Annotated in this window: 12 protein-coding genes and 1 pseudogene; 3 read left to right on the top strand and 10 right to left on the bottom strand. The window is 39.5% G+C overall.

Annotated features, from left to right (window positions below):
• Positions 1–22: 22 nt before the first annotated feature.
• The 10 genes and pseudogenes from KO529_RS05700 to KO529_RS05655 form a co-directional block, all read right to left on the bottom strand.
• Positions 23–1,134: pseudogene (locus tag KO529_RS05700) on the bottom strand (IS256 family transposase).
• A 793-nt stretch (positions 1,135–1,927) separates the two neighbouring features.
• The gene (locus tag KO529_RS05695) at positions 1,928–3,097 is read right to left on the bottom strand and encodes an OmpA family protein (protein ID WP_215946928.1); all 1,170 of its coding nucleotides are present in this window, start codon (positions 3,095–3,097) and stop codon (positions 1,928–1,930) included.
• A gap of 290 nt (positions 3,098–3,387) precedes the next feature.
• Positions 3,388–3,849, bottom strand: coding sequence for a hypothetical protein (locus KO529_RS05690; protein ID WP_215946927.1), 462 nt, complete (start codon positions 3,847–3,849; stop codon positions 3,388–3,390).
• Positions 3,849–4,997 (bottom strand): N-acetyl-alpha-D-glucosaminyl L-malate synthase BshA, encoded by a 1,149-nt coding sequence (gene bshA / locus KO529_RS05685; protein WP_215946926.1) that lies wholly within the window; start codon positions 4,995–4,997, stop codon positions 3,849–3,851. Before bshA ends, KO529_RS05690 begins: the two co-directional genes overlap by 1 nt.
• Positions 4,998–5,173: 176 nt before the next feature.
• Positions 5,174–8,086: a glycoside hydrolase family 3 N-terminal domain-containing protein gene (locus KO529_RS05680; protein WP_215946925.1), complete on the bottom strand. Its 2,913-nt coding sequence runs from the start codon at positions 8,084–8,086 to the stop codon at positions 5,174–5,176.
• A 104-nt stretch (positions 8,087–8,190) separates the two neighbouring features.
• Positions 8,191–8,673: an ABC transporter ATPase gene (locus KO529_RS05675; protein WP_215946924.1), complete on the bottom strand. Its 483-nt coding sequence runs from the start codon at positions 8,671–8,673 to the stop codon at positions 8,191–8,193.
• 178 nt (positions 8,674–8,851) lie between these two features.
• Positions 8,852–9,643, bottom strand: a complete 792-nt coding sequence (locus KO529_RS05670) for a (Fe-S)-binding protein (RefSeq protein WP_215946923.1) — start codon at positions 9,641–9,643, stop codon at positions 8,852–8,854.
• A 16-nt stretch (positions 9,644–9,659) separates the two neighbouring features.
• The gene (locus KO529_RS05665) at positions 9,660–10,985 is read right to left on the bottom strand and encodes a (Fe-S)-binding protein (RefSeq protein WP_215946922.1); all 1,326 of its coding nucleotides are present in this window, start codon (positions 10,983–10,985) and stop codon (positions 9,660–9,662) included.
• A gap of 11 nt (positions 10,986–10,996) precedes the next feature.
• Positions 10,997–11,953 carry an MlaD family protein gene (locus tag KO529_RS05660; protein WP_215946921.1) on the bottom strand — a complete coding sequence of 319 codons (957 nt, stop codon included), beginning with the start codon at positions 11,951–11,953 and terminating at the stop codon, positions 10,997–10,999.
• Between the two features lie 56 nt (positions 11,954–12,009).
• Positions 12,010–13,320: an N-acetylmuramoyl-L-alanine amidase family protein gene (locus tag KO529_RS05655; protein ID WP_215946920.1), complete on the bottom strand. Its 1,311-nt coding sequence runs from the start codon at positions 13,318–13,320 to the stop codon at positions 12,010–12,012.
• Between the two features lie 129 nt (positions 13,321–13,449).
• Here KO529_RS05655 and KO529_RS05650 point away from each other — a divergent pair, with 129 nt between their 5' ends.
• From KO529_RS05650 to KO529_RS05640, 3 genes are all read left to right on the top strand, one after another.
• Positions 13,450–16,155: a putative LPS assembly protein LptD gene (locus KO529_RS05650; protein WP_215946919.1), complete on the top strand. Its 2,706-nt coding sequence runs from the start codon at positions 13,450–13,452 to the stop codon at positions 16,153–16,155.
• A 343-nt stretch (positions 16,156–16,498) separates the two neighbouring features.
• Positions 16,499–19,507, top strand: coding sequence for a DNA polymerase III subunit alpha (locus KO529_RS05645; RefSeq protein ID WP_215946918.1), 3,009 nt, complete (start codon positions 16,499–16,501; stop codon positions 19,505–19,507).
• A 284-nt stretch (positions 19,508–19,791) separates the two neighbouring features.
• Positions 19,792–20,649: a LytR/AlgR family response regulator transcription factor gene (locus KO529_RS05640; protein ID WP_215946917.1), complete on the top strand. Its 858-nt coding sequence runs from the start codon at positions 19,792–19,794 to the stop codon at positions 20,647–20,649.
• Positions 20,650–20,851 lie beyond the last annotated feature (202 nt).

The following is a 20,851-nucleotide window of genomic DNA, read 5'->3' as shown; positions in this document are numbered from 1 at the left end:
ATAACTAGGGTTTGACTTTTATTTAAAGTCTGACCCTTTGTTCATAGATCGTAAGGAACTGATTTAAAATTATTCCCCAGTTCCTGATGGGCATGGACCATTTCTTGGTGGCCTCCCTTGTTGCCAAATATACGGATTTCATCACCGCATCATCTGTAGGGAACGAAAGTTTGTTCTTGGTGTACTTTCTAATTTTTCCATTAAGGTTCTCTATAAGGTTGGTGGTATAGATGATCTTACGAATCTCCAAAGGAAACTCGAAGAATACGGTGAGTTCCTGCCAGTTGTCCCTCCAGCTTTTTATGGCATAGGAATACTTGGATTCCCATTGCCTTGCAAAGTCCTCCAGGGCGGCCTTGGCGGCCTCCTGGTTCGGGGCGTTGTAAATGTGTTTCATATCGGCGGTAAATGCTTTTTTGTCCTTCCAGACCACATACCTACAGGCATTTCTTATCTGGTGTACCACACATATCTGGGTCCTGGATTCCGGGAAGACGTTCTTGATGGTGTCCGTAAACCCATTGAGATTGTCGGTGGCCGTAATAAGGATGTCCTTGGTACCTCACGCCCTGATATCGGTCAGTACGCCCATCCAGAAAGCGGCCGATTCGTTCTTGCCCAACCAAAGTCCCATCACTTCTTTTTGGCCATCCCTGCGAAGCCCCACTGCTATATAAACGGTCTTGTTGATGACCTTGGAGCTCTCGCGTACCTTAAATACGATGCCGTCCATCCAAACAATAAGGTAGACAGGTTCCAAAGGGCGGTTCTGCCAGGCTACGATATCGCTGTTGCTCATCCCTTTGGCGTAGAGCGATACGATTACGTTCTCGATCCCGTCGACCATATTTCCGCGTTTGGGCACTATCATGGGATTGAACGAAGCTTCCCTGTCCCGTGGGACGGCTATTTCGGATTCCCCGAAAGAAGTTCGTACCTTCTTTTGGAATACCCGTTACGAGAATTACTTTGTCCTGATTTTTGATGTTTATCATAATCCAAATGACCATCCAGCTCTCCCTCGAGCATCTTCTCGATACCACGTTTTTGGAGTTCCTTTAAAAAACCGTTAAGCTCATCCCCGGTCTTGAACTGTTTTAGAAATTCATCGTCGAATAATTCTTCTTTTTTCATAATGTGTAAATATTTAAAATTAAACAAAAAAATAGCTGGGGCATGCCCCAGCTATTTTCTATTTACACACTTTATGAGATAGTCCTTTTCAAATCTCACTTAGAGAGTAAATATCCCACTCCTTTGAATGTGGTTGACGCAGCCATAAGAACCTCACCATAGCAAATCAGTAAGTTAATAAGGTGAAAATAATAATTTAAAAAACCTATTATACCGGGGTCAAGACATAGGTAAATGTCACATACCGATAGCTATCCGTGTAGGCTGAATCATATCCCTTTGGTGTAGAGCTATAAAATTACCTTCTGGACCTCACCAATCCTATTGTTAACTGTAAGGTCTATCTTTACGTTTAAGGTAGTCTAACTTACCCTGGAAACTGTAATCTCTGATTCTATACAAGTAATACGCACTTACTTGGTCCATAAAAACATTGAGAAAATTACTTCTATCAATTTAAGATCCTTGTTATATCTCAGATGACCTTCATTTCCATCTTCCAACAACTTTCCACATCACATTTCTAGAGATCCAGAATACCATATTTATGCGCATCACTAGGTCTTGAAATACCTTAAAAATTCATTGTCGAACAATGTTTCATGTTTCTTAATGTGCAAAATATTTAAATAAAACATCGCATGGCTCTAAATTGAAATTACCAACAGCTCTCTTGGCTAACGCAAAGAATGCCTATTTGAAACAAGAAGTATCTGCCTCTGAAATTCTCATTAAAACAAAAAATGCCCATTGCTGATGCAATGGGCATTTTACTTATAAATATTCTTAGTGATTAAAATTCCACCACCTCAAACTCAGATCTTCTGTTTAGTTTGTGTTTGGATTCTGGACAGTAGGTATTATTGTCACATTCATTCGTCAATTGGGTTTCCCCAAAACCTTCCCCGGTTAATCTTGAGGTACTTATTCCTTTGGTACCGATCAAATAGTCCAAGGTCTGTTTTACCCTCTTTTCAGATAGCCATTGGTTATATTTCTCAGCTCCTCTGGAATCGGCATGTGAGCCTACTTTTAATGTCAATGCAGGATTTTCTTCCATTAACACGGCCAACTTGTCCAACAATTCCTTATATGGCTTGCTCAAGTAGGACGAGTTGAGGCTGAAGTATACATTACCAAGATCCTTGATTTTATTCTCCAAATCTGTCCTTCTCTTGTTCTCTGCATCTATTCTAGCCTGCTCTTCTGCAGCCAATCTTGCTTTTTCTTTCTCTTGGGCCAAACGCTCGGCCATAAGCCTAGCCTCTTCCTCTGCCTTTTTGGCCGCAGCGATAGAATCGGAAACCCTTTGGTTTTCTTCGATCAACGCCAACTTCTCCAATCCCTTTTTGGACAATTCCTTTTCAATTCCAAACCTGTATACTACTCCAGCGGAATGTTGCAACTGTTTGGTGGATCCTTCCTCAAGGCCCCATTTACCCATGGTATTAAAGTTTAAGCCCCACTTATCATTGAACCAGGTATTAAATCCAAAACCGGCATTTCCAGTTGTCCTGCCTACAGATCCAATATCACTATATCCGGCACCAACCTGAACGAATGGATCGAACCAGCCAGTTTCACCAATGATTTTATTAAGATCATAACTGATCATACCATCAATAGCGTAATAATCCCTCTCAACAGTATTAATCACTCCGTCAACCTTCTTACCAACATCATATTTGTTGTACGAACCAACAGCCTTTATGCCAAGGCCATTTTTAAAAAATCTACCTATACTAATTGAGGACGGATAAGGTAGTGCGTTCCAAGTATCTTTGATATTAAATAAATCATCAGCTACCGGTCTAGCCGAATCATCTACAATATTGTAGCCCAATCCTAATACCCATGAACTGGTAACAACGCTATCCTTGGCGGTAAGTTGTAATTCTTGGGCACCACTAAAATTAAAGGTGAGAGCACTTAAAAAGGTAATAGCAAACGCGTAGGTTTTCATAACAATGTAATTTTGGGATTCTTTTAAATCTTTGTCCAAAGCTATGGCAATGTTAAATGGAGACCATTTAAATTCTACAAAAAGCCTTAAAAATCGTTAAGCGGTTTCCTACAAAACCTGTAATTAAGATTTCGAAATCCTAATAATTTTTCATCTAAGAAAACGGTATTTTAACCGACGGAATGGCCTTATCATATCACCAGAGAGAAAATCTACGCTCCTTGGATAAATAAGGCAGTTTGAAATATCTTCTATTGCAGTTTTTAATTGAAAACAAGGATGGCTTAACCCTACTCCAATTGTTGGAAACTAATTTCTTTAAGGGTTAGGGGCATTTTATAAATGCTAAAAGGCGTGGTGGTTACATTGGCGACTTCCTTCTTGGAAGGTGTCCGCTTTTTTGGTGCAACTACAATATTGTGGGGACCCTCAACTACAGACAACTCCACTCCCCCGACACCCACAGTAGTTCCTGCACAATATATCAAGAGTAGTTCCTTGCTAAAATCCACTTCCGGAATGGGAAGACCTGGCTTTCTGGTCTTGTTTATGTGAAGGAAAAAGTTTTTTAATGTCTTTGAATCCCTTACAACTTGAAATTCCGATTTTTCCACCCCACTATAATTATCCGTTAACAGCAGTTGAAATTCCTTTGAATTTTGCAAGGAGCTTTCAGCGTTATTCTTGGGCACACCTTTTTGCCCCGAACAAGAAATTCCCAAAAGGCATAAGAATAGTAGTAATGATCGCATTAATTCTGCTGTAAACTTTCGTGTCTCGCCAAAAGGGCTTTTTCATATATTGCCTCATATAGTGGCAATACCTTCATGATATCAAAATCCATTGCCGCCTTTGCCGCATTATTTTTAAACTTTTCCAAAGTTTGGTCATCACTCAATATCTTGAGCGCATTTTCGGCCATCTCATCCACATTGCCTACATCGCTTAAATAACCAGTAACTCCCTGACGGTTAACTTCTGGGATTCCTCCCGTATTGCTAGAAATAATGGCCACCCTATTAATCATTGCCTCCAAAGCCGCCAATCCAAAACTTTCTGTTTGCGACGGCAAAAGGAAGAGATCCGAAAAACATAGAATCCTATCAATTTCATTGCTATTTCCCAAAAAGATCACCTTGTTGGCAATCCCAAGCTCCTCGCACAAACGCTCTGCTCCTTCTTTTTCAGGTCCCTCCCCTACCATGATCAACTTGGCGGGAATTTGTTTTTGAACCTTATTAAAAATCTGTATCACATCAGGAATACGCTTTACCTTCCTAAAATTACTGATATGGGTAATAATTTTTTCATCTTCCGAGGCCATCAAGGAACGCTGACAGTCCGTGAAGTTCATACTGTATTTCCTTTTATCAATAAAATTCGGGACAACCTCTATTTCATTTTTTATATCGAACAACTCCAAAGTACTCTCCTTTAGGTTTTGGGAAACCGAGGTAACCACATCGGATTGATTAATACTAAAATTAACTGCAGGCCTATAAAAGGGGTGCTTGCCCACCAGGGTTATATCCGTACCATGTAAGGTGGTAACCATAGGGATATAAATTCCGTCCTCCTCCAACATCTTCTTCGCCATATAGCCAGCATAGGCATGCGGAATGGCATAATGTACATGCAATAACTCTATATTAAACAACTTAATAGTATCTACCAATTTACTGGAAAGAGCCAATTCATATGGCTGATAATGGAACAAGGGATACTCTGGTACATGTACCTCATGAAAGTATATCTTATTGCTCAGCAACTCCAAGCGCACTGGTTGGCGGTAAGTAATAAAATGAACTTCGTGCCCTCTATTTGCCAAGGCAATTCCCAATTCTGTTGCCACCACCCCACTACCTCCAAAAGTTGGATAACATACTATAGCTATTTTCATCTATTTATTTTTAATTCATTTTAGAGGTTGCATATCTTAGTCAAGCCTCACGGACCCCTGAACTTTTGGCCCTAAAAAACCTTAGTCGAACGAATATGGATAAAATTTCAGAATGCTTAAACCAAAATTAAACTTCCTCCTATAAACCTCCGTTTATATATTTACAAAGTAAGGATTTAATTTATTATGGCTTCATAAATAGCCTTCTGAATCCGAGTTCTTAACCCAGATTTAACCAATAGCGTATTTGAAGCCGAGGGGTAAGTTCTGTTGGATAAAAAAACATAGACCAAATCCTTATCTGGATCGGCCCAGGTGTAGGTTCCTGTAAAGCCACTATGCCCAAAACTTTTTCTGGAAACCAAACTGCAGGCTGGTCCCCCACCATGTACTTCAGGCTTGTCAAAACCTATACCCCGCCTAACATTCTGATCACAGAAATAGCAAGTATTAAACTTCTTCACTGTTCTGCCCTCGAAAAACTGTTGTCCCCCATAAAAACCATTTTGCAGATACATCTGCATAATTTTTGCCACATCATTGGCATTACTAAAAAGTCCGGCATGTCCACCTACTCCACCTTGCATAGCCGCCCCCATATCATGTACATACCCTTGAACGGTTTGGTATCTATAATAATTATCTTCTTCAGAGGGCACTATATCTCCCTTTAAAAACCTATCCAACGGATTAAATCCTGTATGCGTAGCACCTATAGGCTTGTACAAAAACTCCTCAGCCAAACTATCCAATCGCTCCTTATAGGTATCCTCAATGAACTTTTTCATAACATAATAAGCTATATCACTGTAACGATATCTATTCGATTTTAGATGCTGTCTACCAATCCGGTTATATATAGAATCCTTATAAACATCCTTTATGTACAATTGATCTGCCACCTTAACGGAATAACCGCTGGTTGGCTGCTGTCTGTAAAATTCACTTGAAGGCTTTCTTTTGTCATCCAAAGTATCGATATAAAAGGCAATCCAAGCGGGTAATCTACCATAATGGGATAACGCCTTTAGAACTGTCACATTTTTCAACTCGGAATGCGCATAGGCCGGAATAAGTTCCTCAAAGGTGTTATCCAAAGCAATTTTACCCTCTTCCTCCATCTTCATTACCATGGGCAAGGTTGCCAATATCTTGGTTATGGATGCCAAATCATAAATATGGTCCGGTGTTATTTTTTCGTCAGAATCATAGGTCGGTTTTCCAAACCCCTTGTTGTAAATTACTTTTCCCTTCCTCGCTACGACAATCTGTGCCCCTGGAAACATCAAGGAGTCAATTCCATTCTTTACCATTTCATCCACTCTTGCCAATTTACTGGAACTTATTCCAACCCTCTCCGGAAAACTATATCCCAAGCGCATCAAGGACTCCAAAGGAATTTTTGTATTGACAGGAAAGTCGGCATGGGAGGTAACGGGTAAAATCCCTTTTGCCGGAAGGGCCCCAAAAATAATCTGTGCCGTTTTTTCCTGGGCTATTTCACTATTTTGGTACCCTACGATTACTGCGTCGATACTTTCAAAAGACGGCACATCTAAAAGAGCATAGGGTTTTGCAAATATGGCAAGTATAAGATTGGAGGTACGTTCCCTCGCTATTTCTCCTAACCAGGAAAGTTCATTTTTGGTAAATTTATAGGCTTTCCAAGGGCTTTCATTACTCTTGTGCAGACCTATGATTACCAAATTGTACTCACTCAACTTCTGCTTTAAAGTGGTTATATCCTTACCATTAATCTGTGTTACTGTAGCGTATTTGTTCAATTCCTTCAGAAAGGGATCACTTTCTGCATCCCCAAACTTTACATAGGCAATTTTCTTATTTTCCAACTTCTTGATTGCCATCAAAGAAAAATCGTTTTTTACCACGGTAATGGCATTCTCGATAGCCTCCTCATAAAGTACATCATCCTCCAAAGAGTTTAGATCTTCATAAAGATTTTTGGTCTCTATAGGTCTGTAATTATTAAGGCCTACCTTATACTTTGCCATCAATATCTTCTTTACGGAAGTAGCCAGTCTATTTTCCGTAATCCTACCTTTATTATAGGCTTCCAAAAGTTTGGACTTGGCCTTGGCAACATCCAAAGGCATTAATAGAATATCGTTCCCTGCCAAAAATGCGGAGAGCTCTACCTCACCTTCCTTAGCAAAATTGGATACTCCCTTCATATTTAGCGCATCGGTGAATACCAATCCCTTGAAGTTAAGCTGTTCCTGCAATACATCCCCAATAATCTGTTCGGATAAGGACGATGGATAGCCTTCCTTTATTTCCAAGCTCGGCACACTTAAATGTGCTACCATAACACTACTGAGGCCCTCCTTGATCAATTTCTTATAGGGATATAGCTCAATACTGTCCAAACGTTCCCTAGTAAAATCTATTACCGGCAAAGCTTTGTGTGAGTCCACAGCGGTATCACCATGGCCAGGAAAATGCTTTCCACTCGATAAAACTCCGGCGTTTTCCATACCTTTCATGAAAGCAATCCCTTTTTGGGCTACGTTTTCACGATCCTCACCAAATGAACGATTCCCAATTATTGGATTCTGGGGATTAATATTGATATCTATGTCAGGGGCAAAATTAATGTGCACTCCCAATCTTTTTGCATGTTTGCCAATCCGGTTTCCTACTTTTTCCACTATGGCATTATCCTTAATAGCCCCCAAGGTCATATTCCAAGGGAAGGCATAGGTAGAATCCAATCTCATGGCCAGTCCCCATTCGGCATCCATACCTATCATGAGCGGGACTTTCGAATTCTTTTGAAAATCGTTGGTCAATTGTGCCTGGCGGACGGGACCCCCAGTAGAGAAAATGACCCCACCAATATGATGGTCCTTAATCAACTTTTTTGTTCTTTCTGTACTGGCCTTATCCTGATCCGAAGTAACCATGACCATAAACAACTGCCCCAATCTTTCATCCAGGGACATTTGACTATATGTAGTCTCTACCCAGTTTTGTTGAACCAAAGTATCCTTGGTAACCAAAGGGTTTATTTGACCTTGAACAGTGTATATTGATATTATAAATAGTAATACTAGGTAATTTAGGCGCATAAAAAAATCCATCTTTGATGGTAACTAAGAATTATTTGAATTATTATACTTATCCGAAAAACAACCCAAACCTTTGGTTTAGCTGTATTTTCAAGCGGTGTAGCTTACATAAAACGAGCATGCCAGCTTTCTTCTGCCGGCACCTCCCAATGATTCTGGTATTCGTGCTTATTCGTTACCAAATTATTAAAGACAATGGTATTTTTGGAAACAGCTTTTTGCTTGGCCATTTTTTTGAAGTCGACCAAAGATTTGTAAGCCACAAAATCGCCCTGCTTATAAGAAACGTTCATTTTGTCCAAGAGTTCCACCTTGTACTTCTGCTCCAGCTGCTGAATAAAGCGTACCGAAGCATCTATAGAGCACCCAGTGGCAGCGTTGAGGGTTTGATCTAGGGCCAGGATAATAAACCTGTTGTACCTAATTTCATAGCCAGCGCGCAAATCGCTTCCGTGGGCAGTCCATTCCGCAATAAAGGTATCCAGCTCCTGCCTTAGTTGCTGTAATTCTTCTTCAGAAAAACTTCTACTGGCTTGAAAGATCCAAACTCTAGATTCATCCGGCAATGTGTTAAATTCTACGAGCATTTATTAAATTTTTAATGTTCACCCAAACGATTCTCTTATTTAGTATATCGTTCAGTACTATTCTACCTGGTCTTGATCTTGGTCTGTCTAATTCTAAAGTGTGGTTATATGCTTATATAGATACCTCTTTACCTATTCAAAGTAATGCAAGGATATCACGGTTATTGTTGTGACAAATTTACAAATCCTCTGCGCTGGCAATCAACTCCGCAATATCCATTACCGCCACGGAGGATTCTTTTTCCTTATTTTTCACACCATCGGTCAACATGGTGTTGCAAAAAGGACAACCAGCAGCTATTATTTCCGGTTTAATGTCCAGGGCCTGTTCCGTGCGTTCAATATTAATATCTTTATTTCCCTTTTCCGGCTCTTTGAACATTTGAGCCCCTCCTGCACCACAACACAGCCCACGTTTTTTACAATTTTTCATTTCCACCAGTTCGGCATCCAACTTGCGTATTAAGTCGCGTGGAGCTTCATACACATTGTTGGCCCTCCCCAAATAACATGGGTCATGAAAAGTAATTCTTTTGCCTTTAAACTGACCACCTTCCATACTGATTCGGCCTTCATCCAATAACTGTTTTAGAAATTGGGTATGATGTACCACCTCATAATTACCTCCTAGGCCAGGATATTCATTTTTTAAGGTATTAAAACAATGAGGGCAAGCTGTTACCACTTTCTTCACCTCGTAGGCGTTTAAAACCTCAATATTGGTCACCGCCTGCATTTGAAACAAAAATTCATTACCAGCCCTTTTTGCTGGATCACCCGTACAACTCTCTTCGGTACCCAAAACAGCAAAGCTAACATTCGCCTTATTCAAAATCTTGACAAAGGCCTTTGTTATTTTTTTTGCCCGATCATCAAAACTTCCAGCGCAGCCCACCCAAAACAATACTTCAGGTTGTTGTCCTGCTGCAAAAAGTTCAGCCATTGTGGGTACTTTCAATTCATTTTCCATGATAACGGTAATTTCTTTATGATTCCTTGGACCAGTTAAGCCTATCCATTTGGTTGAATGGCCAAGGCGCCCCATTATTTTCAATATTTCCCATCATATTATTTAAGTCCGATGGTGCGGCAGATTGCTCCATAACCAAATATTGACGCATATCCATTATAATGGACAAAGGATCAATACTAACGGGACAGGCCTCTACACAAGCATTACAGGAGGTACATGCCCAAAGTTCCTCATTAGTTATATAATCTCCCAACAACTGTTTACCATCTGCAACGAACTCTCCCTTATTGGCATCAATATTCTTGCCAACTTCTTCCAACCTATCCCTAGTGTCCATCATAATCTTACGAGGGGATAATTTCTTACCCGTTTGGTTGGCCGGGCATTCACTGGTACATCGCCCACATTCCGTACAGGTATAGGCATTTAGCAATTGTACCCATTTTAGGTCCATAACATCCGAAGCTCCAAATTTCTCAGGCATGGGTGCATTCTCATCGGGAGCAGCGAAGGGATCTGCACTTGGATCCATCATTAGCTTTACTTCCTTAGTCACCGCCTCTAAATTCTCGAACTGCCCCTTGGGTCTTAACTTTCCAAAATACGTATTTGGAAATGCCAATAGAATATGTAAATGTTTGGAATAATATAAATAATTCAAAAACAATAGAATACCTACAATGTGCAACCACCATGCAGATCGTTCAATCATGATTATGGTCGACATGGACATCTCTTGGAACAAAGGGGCAATAAACTGGCTTACAGGAAATGCTCCTGCCTTGGTATAATGTGCCGCATCCATTTGTTGTAATTGATAATCCGAGGCGTTCATGGTCAAAAAAAGTATCATCAGGACCAATTCTATATAAAGAATTAGATTTCCATCTTTCTTTGGCCACCCGCTCATCTCCGGATTCAGGAATCTCCTTAACTTAATGAGGTTTCTGCGGATCCAAAAGATAACAACCGCTATAATGACCAACAAGGCCAATATTTCGAAAGATCCGATTAGGAAACTGTAAAATCCACCTAAAAAGGCAAATATCCTATGGGTACCAAAAAGGCCATCTATAATGATCTCCAGTACCTCAATGTTAATAATGATAAAACCTAGATAGACAATGATATGAAGAATTCCCGCAATAGGACGTACCACCATTTTGGTCTGTCCCAGGGCTATCCTGAACATATTGTTCCACCGTTGGGATTTATTATCGCTGGTGTCGACCGCTTTACCCAATTTTATATTTCGGGAGAGCTTTTTAATATTTTTTGCAAAAAATCCAATTCCCGCAAAAAGTATAATTGCAAAAATTATATTAGGAATATACTCCATATTGTGATTCTCTATTTTTCGGCCGGGTCTTCTTCAGGAATGGCGTAATCTATTTGCTTTTTACCAAAAACGGAAACATTTACATACCTCTTTGGATTTAGGCGAAAATCCTGCAAAAGCAAATCAAGTTCCCTAGAGGCGTCGGCTAGATTGTTATAAAGCGCTTTGTCATTGACCAATTTTCCCAAGGAACCCTCACCACCTTCGATTTTCACCATCATATCATTAATTTTCCCCATGGTAGACTGCAGCCCTTTTATGGTCTTGCCCAAACCAGCATTGGCCAGGGTATCTGAAAGTTTGTTGAAATTATCGGTTATAACACCCAAATTACTAATGGACTTATCCAGATCATCCTTATTATTCGTTAGAATTTGGTTTAGGGAATTGGCACTGCCCTGAAAACTTTTCACCAATTGGTTCAATCCGGCAATACTTTCCCTTAGATCCTTTTTTGTTTTTAGATCCAGAATATCATTAAAGTTCATCAATAGAGAGTCGGCATTGGTTACAGCCCCTTCCACTTTCATTTGCAAGGGAGTCAAGCGTTGCTGTACCAATTCAGTAAGTCCCGGCCTGGTACTGGAAGGCAAGGTATCTCCTGATTTTGCCATGACGGCATCATCAAAAACAGGCTTTATCTGTATACCCTTTCCCCCTATAATTCCGGTATCATATAATTCTGCATTACTGTTTTTGGAAAAAGAGAAGCTGTTGTCTACCGTAAAGGTTACCAAAAGATTCCCTGAGGCATCATTGAATTTAATATCATTTACCTTCCCAACGGTGAAACCATTTATAGTAACCTGTGTTCCGGATTGTAATCCTCCCACATGGTGATATACCGCATAGAAAGTTTTGCTATTATCGAAAAGAGGTGTAGATTTTAAATAACTAAAACCAAGTATGAACAAAAGGATACCCCCCAAGACTATAATACCCGTTTTTATTTCCCTAGATATTTTCAAAAGCTTTTATTTTCAGTTTCTAACAAAATTAGAAATAATTTTTAGAAGAGTGACTATTATTCCGAAACGTATTTAAGAGCCTCCGTTTCAGAAATACGCACCCCATCCTTATAGGCTACTATATAAGATGTATTATACCCTTTGGCATCTGCATTGCTCTTTAAAAGTGTGGCTTGGAAATGGGAATCCGTATTGCCGTACATATAACGATATAAATTATTGTAAGGCTCTTTGGACAAGGTATTTAAACCTTTAAAATTCTCCGAGTTCAATGGAATATTTTTTGAGCTGGCAAAAATTTGCACTTTGAAAATAATATTTTCAGATTTCTTGGGCTCCTTTTCAACTGTTTTGGGCTCTTCTTTCTTAATGGGTTCTTTTGCTATTTCCTTGGTGGTATTATCCGCTTCATTCTTTACCACTAGCACTGTCTTGGGTATATTCTTAACCGGTTTTTGCTCTAGGACCAGTTGTTCAGATTTCTTTTCTCCAGTGTTGGCCACTGCTTTGTCGGCCGATTTCTTAACCTCCTCCTGTTTAGGTACAGGGGCAACTGGGGTATTGTTCATAGCAATCTGATCTGTTCCCGATATTATCTCGCCCTTATAGGCTAAAATGGCATCGGCAATGGCCTTGCCCATTTCGTTATGTCCTTTTGATGAATTTAAATAGGCGCCTTCATCCCTATTCGTTAAAAAACCGGTTTCTACCAAAACACTGGGCATAAAGGTCTGGTGAAGAACAATAAAACCAGCTTGCTTCACTTTTCTATCGGTTCTCTTCAACTTATTCGAAAAATTATCCTGCATCAATTTTGCAAGGTTGATACTTTGATCCAGAAACTCCTCTTGCATAATGGTAAGACCAATTATGGATTCTGGCGAATTAATATCGTAAGCAGCATATCTACTTTCATAATTATCCTCCAGATATATTACCGAGTTTTCCTTCTTTGCAATTTCAAAGTTTTGTTTATTGGCATGCAATCCCAATACAAAAGTACCTGCCCCATGGGCATCGGAACTATGCGAATCACAATGTACTGAAACAAATAAATCAGCATTGGCCTTATTGGCTATTTCGCCTCTGCGGTATAGATCCACGAAGGTATCGTCCTTACGCGTATAAATGACCTTGATGTTGGGATTCCTTTCCAAAATTTCCCCAACCTTTAGAACAATCTTTAAGGCTATATTTTTTTCCAAATATCCGTTCCCCAAATTACCAGGATCATGCCCCCCATGCCCCGCATCCAAAACAACGACAAATTTTCCGTCATTGTCATCGGTCTCCATATTTTTACTGAAAGAAGTCAGGAAATATGTTAAAATTATAAATGGAATAATATAAAACCGTTTCATATTCATATAACTAGAGATAATTTGATCTTTTAATTAGGTTAAATTTATCGCAATACCCTACAAGCGGAACAAAAAATATATGTAAGTTTGAACCCAAAATGTAGCTAAACCGTTACAAAAATAGGATATATAGCTTTGCAATCAAATAAACATCATGTACTTTTCCTATTGCTCCTATTATATGGTGCATTTACTGCATCTGCCCAAGAAGATCAAATTAAGCCCCTGCCCATTGTTGCTTTTAGGGATACTATAAAAGCCCCTCTTTTGCCCGATCCCAAATTGCAGGATACCCTTTTAACGGATACTACAAAAGTAGACTCTTTAAACGGTAAAAAGCCGCTTCTCCTGGACAAAATAAAATACAAGGCCAAGGATTATGTAAAGATGAGCCAAAAAGATCAAAAAATATATCTATATAACGAGGCTGAACTCTATTATCAGGATACCGAATTAAAGGCCGGGATCATTATAATGGACTACATAAAGAATGAAGTCTATGCAGGGCGTTTAAAAGATTCCCTAGGGAATTATACACAATTGCCATTTTTTAAACAGGGTACAAATGAAGTTATTCCAGACTCCATACGGTTTAATTTTGACACCCAAAAGGCGATTATATGGAATTCCAGAACCGAACAACAGGCCGGTTTGGGGCAATTGGGCAGTGATGCCATGAAGGTCTATGCCGAGATTACCAAGAAAGAAAACGATTCTGTTTATTTCCTTAGCGAAGGCAAGCTAACAACATCCAAGGATACTGTAAACCCGGATTATTACATCCGTGTTAAAAAAGCAAAATTTGTACCCCAAAAGAAGGTAATTGCCGGATTCAGCAACCTATATATAGCCGACGTGCCCACCCCCGTGGCCCTTCCTTTTGCTTATTTTCCTTTGACCGTTGGCAGAACGGCAGGAGTAATGATGCCTACTTTTGGAAGCGACCCTACCAGGGGATATTTTTTGCAGAACGGAGGATACTATGTTCCCATAAACGATTATGTAGATCTTACCCTAACCGGAGATCTATATGCCAATGGCAGTTATGGTCTAAGATCTCAATCCGTATATAGCAAAAGATATAAATATAGAGGGAATGTAAATTTTAGGTATGAAAATCTGGTCACCAGTCAAAAAGGATTTAGTGATTACAGCAGATCTACTATATACAATATTCAAGTTTCACATGCCCAAGATGCCAAAAGTAATCCTAATTCCAGGTTCCAAGCCTCGGTAAACCTAGGGAGTAGTTCCTATTACAGGAATTCCCTATTGCAACAGAACCTGCCCAACACCCAGGTAAACAATTTATCATCCTCCATATCCTATTCCAAGACGTTCCCGGAATATCCGTCAGTAAACCTAAGTTTAACGGCCACGCATAACCAAAACACCAATACCGGGGTAGTGGATGTAACCCTGCCCACCTTGCAAGCCAGTATGGAACGTATTTTTCCTTTCGCTCCACGTGAAGGTATAAAAAAAGGAATCATTCAAAATGTAAACTTTCAATATAACCTAAACGCCAGGAATAGCATTACTACAACAGAAGACGATTTTTTAACGAGTAGAATGTTCGATAATGCACGTTTTGGCGCCCGAAATACTATTCCCCTAAGTACCAATTTTAAAGTGGCCAAACATTTTAGCGTAAGTGTAGGTGGCTCCTATGAGGATATTTGGGCCATAGAAACTTATGAAAGGGGTTATGACGCGGACACCAAAAGTGAAGTTGTTACGGATACCATCAATGGATTTGACCGCTATGGCACCTATAACTTTAGTGCAAGTATCGGGACCACTTTATACGGTTTGGTAAACTTTGGGGAGGATAAAAAAATACAGGCCATTAGACACGTAATGAGGCCATCTGTTAGTTATGGCTACACCCCCTCATTCGATCAATATTATGACAGCTATATAGGTGCCGATGATGAATTGGAATTATATAGTAGGTTTGAAGGAACCTTGAACGGGGCTCCCGGACTAAACAAATCTAGTTCAATGAGTTTTTCCCTGGGCAACCAATTTGAAGCAAAGGTTCGCGACAAAGATTCCACGGCCACTAAACCGAAAAAAATATCACTATTAAGCAATCTTAACCTGTCGACCGGTTATAATTTTGAAGCAGATTCCTTAAAACTAAGTCCGTTGAACCTTAGTGGGGGAACCAACATACTCAACAATAAAATGGCTATTAACTTTGGCGCCAGTTTCGACCCCTATGCCATAGATAATAATGGAACCCGTATAAACACCTTCAATGTGGACAACGGCGGAAGCCTATTTAGGCTTACAACTGCTAGAGCCAACCTTAGCTACTCCCTAAGCAGTGAAACTTTTGGAAAAAAGAAAGAGGACAAGAAAGAGGACAATAAAGATGAATACGACTATGTAGCAGCAAGTGGTGGTAGGGACGATGACCTTTTTGGAAGGGCCAATGACTTTAACGAAAATAGACCGGAAGATGAAAGGGACAAAGATTCCGAAGACGTTGAAAACCCGGTTTATGGCACAAAATTACCTTGGGACCTAAGATTGGCATATGCTGTAAATTATAGCAATTCCAATAGACAAAACACTATTGGTAGCCATTCCTTAATGTTTTCCGGAAATATTCAGCTTTCCCCTAGATGGAAAATTGGAGGTTCTTCCGGTTACGATTTCAAAAATAAAGGATTTACCCTAACCCAACTAAGATTTGAAAGGGACCTTAAAAGTTTTAGAATGAACTTTAACTGGACTCCTTTTGGAACCTATAAACGTTGGTATTTCTTCATAGGAATAAAAAGCTCCATACTACAAGACCTTAAGTGGGAAAATAGAAGTAAAGCCAACTAGTATACTTTTAGCTATGGGTATTTGCCCAGCCAATGGGGCCATTAAAGACCCAAATTCTTTTTCATAAATTATTCAACTTCATTTTGTGGAATTTATTAAGGCGGAAAAAGCAATTAAAATAACCCCACGTACAGTAAGATGGGTTAATAAATCTTATCTTTAGCAATAGGAATTAAACGGTTGCATAAGCTAAATTTTGTAGGCAATGCCCAAGTGCCATTTAATGGCCAAGGCAAGCCTACCAAAGATTTTACTTGGTGTACAGCTGTTCCTTTATAAAGATTCCCAATTAAGTCCTTGTGTCGTTGGCCAATACTGTGCCTTTTTATCCTAAAGCCATTAAATGTACTTAAACTGCCACACATATTACAGCCTTCGTTTCGGAACCCTATCCGAGGTGGAACTGCTGGAACTGGCCGAAAAGAACCACATAGATCATTTGGCACTAACCGATATCAACAACACTTCGGCAGGATTAAACTTTGTAAGGAAAGCACAGGAAAAAGGCATTAAACCTATCCTGGGAATCGATTTTAGAAACGGTGTAGATCCTTGTTTTATTGGTTTGGCCAAAAACAATCATGGCTACAAGGAATTGAACAATTTCTTGTCCGAACACCTCCACCATAACAAGAAGTTTAATTCCCGAGCTCCAATTTTTAACCATGCTTTCGTAATATATCCGTTTGAAAAAGTATTGCTAAATAAACTTGATACTTTTTTGGAGCATGAGTTTATAGGTATATCTATTAGAGATCTTAGGAGGTTACCCTTTACCAAAATAATGGATTATAAGGATAAATTAGTAGTTCAACAAGCTGTTACTTTTCGGAATAAGCGCGATTTTAATGCTCACCGTCTGCTTCGCGCCATTGACAACAACATCCTCTTAAGTAAATTACCCCCTAGTGAGGAAGCCGATCCTGAAGAAAAAATGCTTCCTATGGATAATCTGTTATCCGCTTTTTCCGAGTATCAATTTATTTTGGAAAACACCGAACGATTAATGCAGTCCTGCAATATTTATTTTGATTTTTCAGAAGACAGAAAGCCCCAAAACCTTGTTTCATATCTAGGTGACGCTAAAAAGGACGAGGCCCTATTGGAAGAATTATGTCAGAAAGGCTTGCCCGAAAGGTACAAACACATCAAAATAGATAAGGTAATTCTGGATCGTCTCCAAAAGGAATTGGACCTGATAAAAAAAATGGGGTTTGTATCCTACTTTCTTATTAATTGGGATATAGTTTCCCATGCCAGAAAACAGGGCTTCTTTTATGTGGGCCGGGGAAGTGGAGCGAACAGTATAGTAGCTTATTTGCTCCATATTACCGATGTAGACCCTATTGAATTGGACCTGTACTTTGAGCGTTTTATTAACCTATACCGGGTAAACCCTCCCGATTTTGATATAGACTTTTCATGGAAAGACCGGGAGGCCATGACCCAATATATCTTTGAGCGTTTCCCCAATGTTTCACTCTTGGGCACCTATGTTACCTTTCAGGAAAAAGGGGTTGTGCGAGAACTGGGTAAGGTGTTTGGACTGCCCAAAGAGGAAATAGATATACTATGCGCTAGAAAGTATAATGTTCCTGAATTGGATAAGGTAGCCTTATTGGTACTTAAGTACGGGCAATTACTTAAAGGAATGCCCAATTATTTAAGTATCCATGCTGGTGGTATCCTTATCACCGAAAAACCCATTCATTATTTTTCCGCCACCCACCTCCCTCCCAAAGGTTATCCTACCACACAGTTCGATATGGTGATAGCAGAAGATGTTGGTCTCTTTAAATTTGATATCCTATCCCAACGTGGTCTGGCCAAAATTGAAGAGACCTTGGAAATCATAAGCTATAATCAACCAGAGCAAATAAGCAGCATAGATATCCATGATATTGCCCAATTTAAAACTGACCCCACCATCAACAACTTGGTTAAGAGCGCCCAGTGTATGGGCTGCTTTTATGTTGAATCACCAGCCATGCGGATGTTGCTCAAAAAACTGGAAGTGGATAATTATCTGGGATTGGTAGCTGCCAGTTCCATAATACGCCCAGGGGTAGCCAAAAGTGGCATGATGCGGGAATACATACTTCGCCATCGGGACCCACAACGTGCCAAGGAAAGGGCACATCCGGTTATGCTCTCCATTATGCCAGAAACCTACGGCGTAATGGTGTATCAGGAGGATGTAATTAAGGTAGCCCACTATTTTGCCGATCTTACCTTGGGAGAGGCAGATGTTCTAAGACGAGGAATGAGCGGCAAGTTTCGCTCTAGGGAAGAGTTCCAAAAAGTAAAGGACAAGTTTGTGGACAATTGTAGAAAGAAAGGCTATGAGGATAAACTTATTTTTGAAATATGGGACCAGGTCGCAAGTTTTGCTGGTTACGCCTTCGCAAAGGGTCATTCGGCCTCCTATGCGGTTGAAAGCTATCAGACCTTATTCCTAAAAGCTTATTACCCTTTGGAATATATGGTGGCCGTACTTAACAATGGAGGCGGCTTCTACAGTGCCGAATTCTATATCCACGAAGCACGCATGCTAGGAGCCAGAATAAATTCTCCATGCATAAACAAAAGCTTTATGGCCAATTGCATTTATGGGAAAGAAATATACCTAGGATACATGTACCTCAGAGATTTGGAAGGAAAGGTAGTAGAGCACATTATAACTGAAAGAAACACAAATGGACCATATTTGTCTTTGACCAATTTTCTGGATAGGGTCTTTATTTCCATAGAACAATTGAGTATCCTTATCCGTATCGATGCCTTTGGATTCACAGGGGTAAATAAGCACGAACTGTTATGGCAAGCTCATCTATCTCTATCCAAAAACACCAAACTGGACCATCCAAAATTATTTAATGCTACCCATCAACACTTCGAAATTCCCAAACTATACGCCACCGATTTGGAAATGGCCTTTACCCAATTGGAACTTATGGGATTTACCCTTTGCAGTCCGTTCGATATTTTGGCGGAACCGCCCAGTAACACACATGGAAAAAGAGACCTTGAAGCTTATCTAGGCAAGAACATTGATATTTACGGCTATCTGGTAACCGTAAAAAATACAAGGACCCATCAGGGAACCCGAATGAATTTTGCCACCTTGGTAGATCAACACGGGGAAGTATTTGACACTGTACTTTTTCCTCCAATAGCTGCAAAATACTTTTTCAGGGGAAGAGGCATCTATCGCTTTTATGGAAAAGTGGTAAGTGAATTTGGCTTTCTGAGCATAGAGGTCATAAAAATGCAAAAACAGGATTATATTCCAGATCCTAGGTATGCCGATATGAAAACAAGTGTATTAAGGCATAATTCTAATAATAAATAAAACAGGATCTATTTGGCTGCCCGGAATAGTTTATAAAAATGGCCAGCAATGGATTCAACCCCTACCAACCAGAGTCAAGTGTTTTGAAGGGTTACCGTGTGCCTGGATAATTCTTGAATGAAATTATAAATTACTTAAAAAACAAAATCAACAGCCCTTTTTAAAAAGATAATTTCGTGAGGGCATTCCTATAAAAACTATTTTCATTAGATTCGATGTAACAAAATAACCCAACCAGTAAAACCAAAATTTACCATGTCTTGTTTTTGTAACCGGTCCAACATATGAGGAAGCGTATAGAAGCAATATTAAGGCAGGAAATCCCCTATTTGGATTCCGCTGGAAGCAAACTGTTATTGATTGGCTTTATTAGTCTGTATTCTTTCATTTTCATCAATATATATGCCCCTTACAACATTAATAAATGGGGCGAAAATTATTATTGGGAGTTTATACTCATAGGCTTTAGTGTGCTTATTTTTACCCATTTTATCCTGCGAACAATATTTGGGCCCAAAAGATTTAAAATCTATAGTTTACTCCCTTGGGGACTTATGGAAATGGGATTAATGGCCATTATATTCGAGATTGCCTATAGTCCGCCAATGCGAACGCTTCAAGAACAAATTTCCGAATTCCTACTTACCTTTTGGCAAATAGGTTTAGTAGTGGTGGTGCCCTATACACTGTTTTTGTGGTATGCCCAAATCAAACAAAAATTATCCTCCTTCAAAGAGGAAATACAATACAACATAAAAAATGCAAGCACCAAAGGAAACAGTGAATTATTGATTTTAAATGGAGAAAACAATAAAGTGGTATTGGCCATAAAATACAACCAATTATTGTACATCAAATCTGCAGGAAATTACCTGGAACTCTTTTACTTTACAGGAGAAAAAATCAACAAGGAACTTATTAGGATGAGTTTCAAGGAGTTGGATGAAATTATCTCGGACCCTAAGGTAATTCGCGTCCATAGATCCTATATGGTAAATACGGTATACATCAACTCTGCAAAGAAAACAAAAAAAGGATATGCCCTTAATATCCAATATATCCCAGAAGAAAAAATCCCCGTTTCATTTGGTTACAAGACCGAGTTTGAAAAAATACTACAACCAAAAAAAATGTCCCATTAATCCCAAATACGGATATTTCATCACAAAGTATAGTAGACATAATAGTTAGTTGAAACACCCTTGTTAATTTGTACCAATAGTGTATCTGTCTATACCAATGAACGGGGTAACACACATCTGTTTTCACACACAAGTGGGACCTGTTAGTTTAAATACGGTAATGAAATCCACATGTGATCTGGCACATACACAGTCCTAAATA

The organism is Arenibacter algicola, assembly GCF_018860365.1.
GTDB classification, from domain to species: domain Bacteria; phylum Bacteroidota; class Bacteroidia; order Flavobacteriales; family Flavobacteriaceae; genus Arenibacter; species Arenibacter algicola_B.
The sequence above is the reverse complement of the archived record's forward strand: the minus strand, read 5'-3'. Positions and strand labels throughout refer to the sequence as shown.

Excerpts from the sequence above, each read along its gene's own strand:
- KO529_RS05670 (WP_215946923.1), bottom strand. The coding sequence starts at position 9,643 with ATGGAAAATGAATTGAAAGTACCCACAATGGCTGAACTTTTTGCAGCA.
- KO529_RS05665 (WP_215946922.1), bottom strand. The coding sequence starts at position 10,985 with ATGGAGTATATTCCTAATATAATTTTTGCAATTATACTTTTTGCGGGA.
- KO529_RS05675 (WP_215946924.1), bottom strand. The coding sequence starts at position 8,673 with ATGCTCGTAGAATTTAACACATTGCCGGATGAATCTAGAGTTTGGATC.
- KO529_RS05655 (WP_215946920.1), bottom strand. The coding sequence starts at position 13,320 with ATGAATATGAAACGGTTTTATATTATTCCATTTATAATTTTAACATAT.
- KO529_RS05680 (WP_215946925.1), bottom strand. The coding sequence starts at position 8,086 with ATGCGCCTAAATTACCTAGTATTACTATTTATAATATCAATATACACT.
- KO529_RS05695 (WP_215946928.1), bottom strand. The coding sequence starts at position 3,097 with ATGAAAACCTACGCGTTTGCTATTACCTTTTTAAGTGCTCTCACCTTT.
- KO529_RS05640 (WP_215946917.1), top strand. The coding sequence starts at position 19,792 with ATGAGGAAGCGTATAGAAGCAATATTAAGGCAGGAAATCCCCTATTTG.
- KO529_RS05690 (WP_215946927.1), bottom strand. The coding sequence starts at position 3,849 with ATGCGATCATTACTACTATTCTTATGCCTTTTGGGAATTTCTTGTTCG.
- bshA (WP_215946926.1), bottom strand. The coding sequence starts at position 4,997 with ATGAAAATAGCTATAGTATGTTATCCAACTTTTGGAGGTAGTGGGGTG.
- KO529_RS05645 (WP_215946918.1), top strand. The coding sequence starts at position 16,499 with ATGTACTTAAACTGCCACACATATTACAGCCTTCGTTTCGGAACCCTA.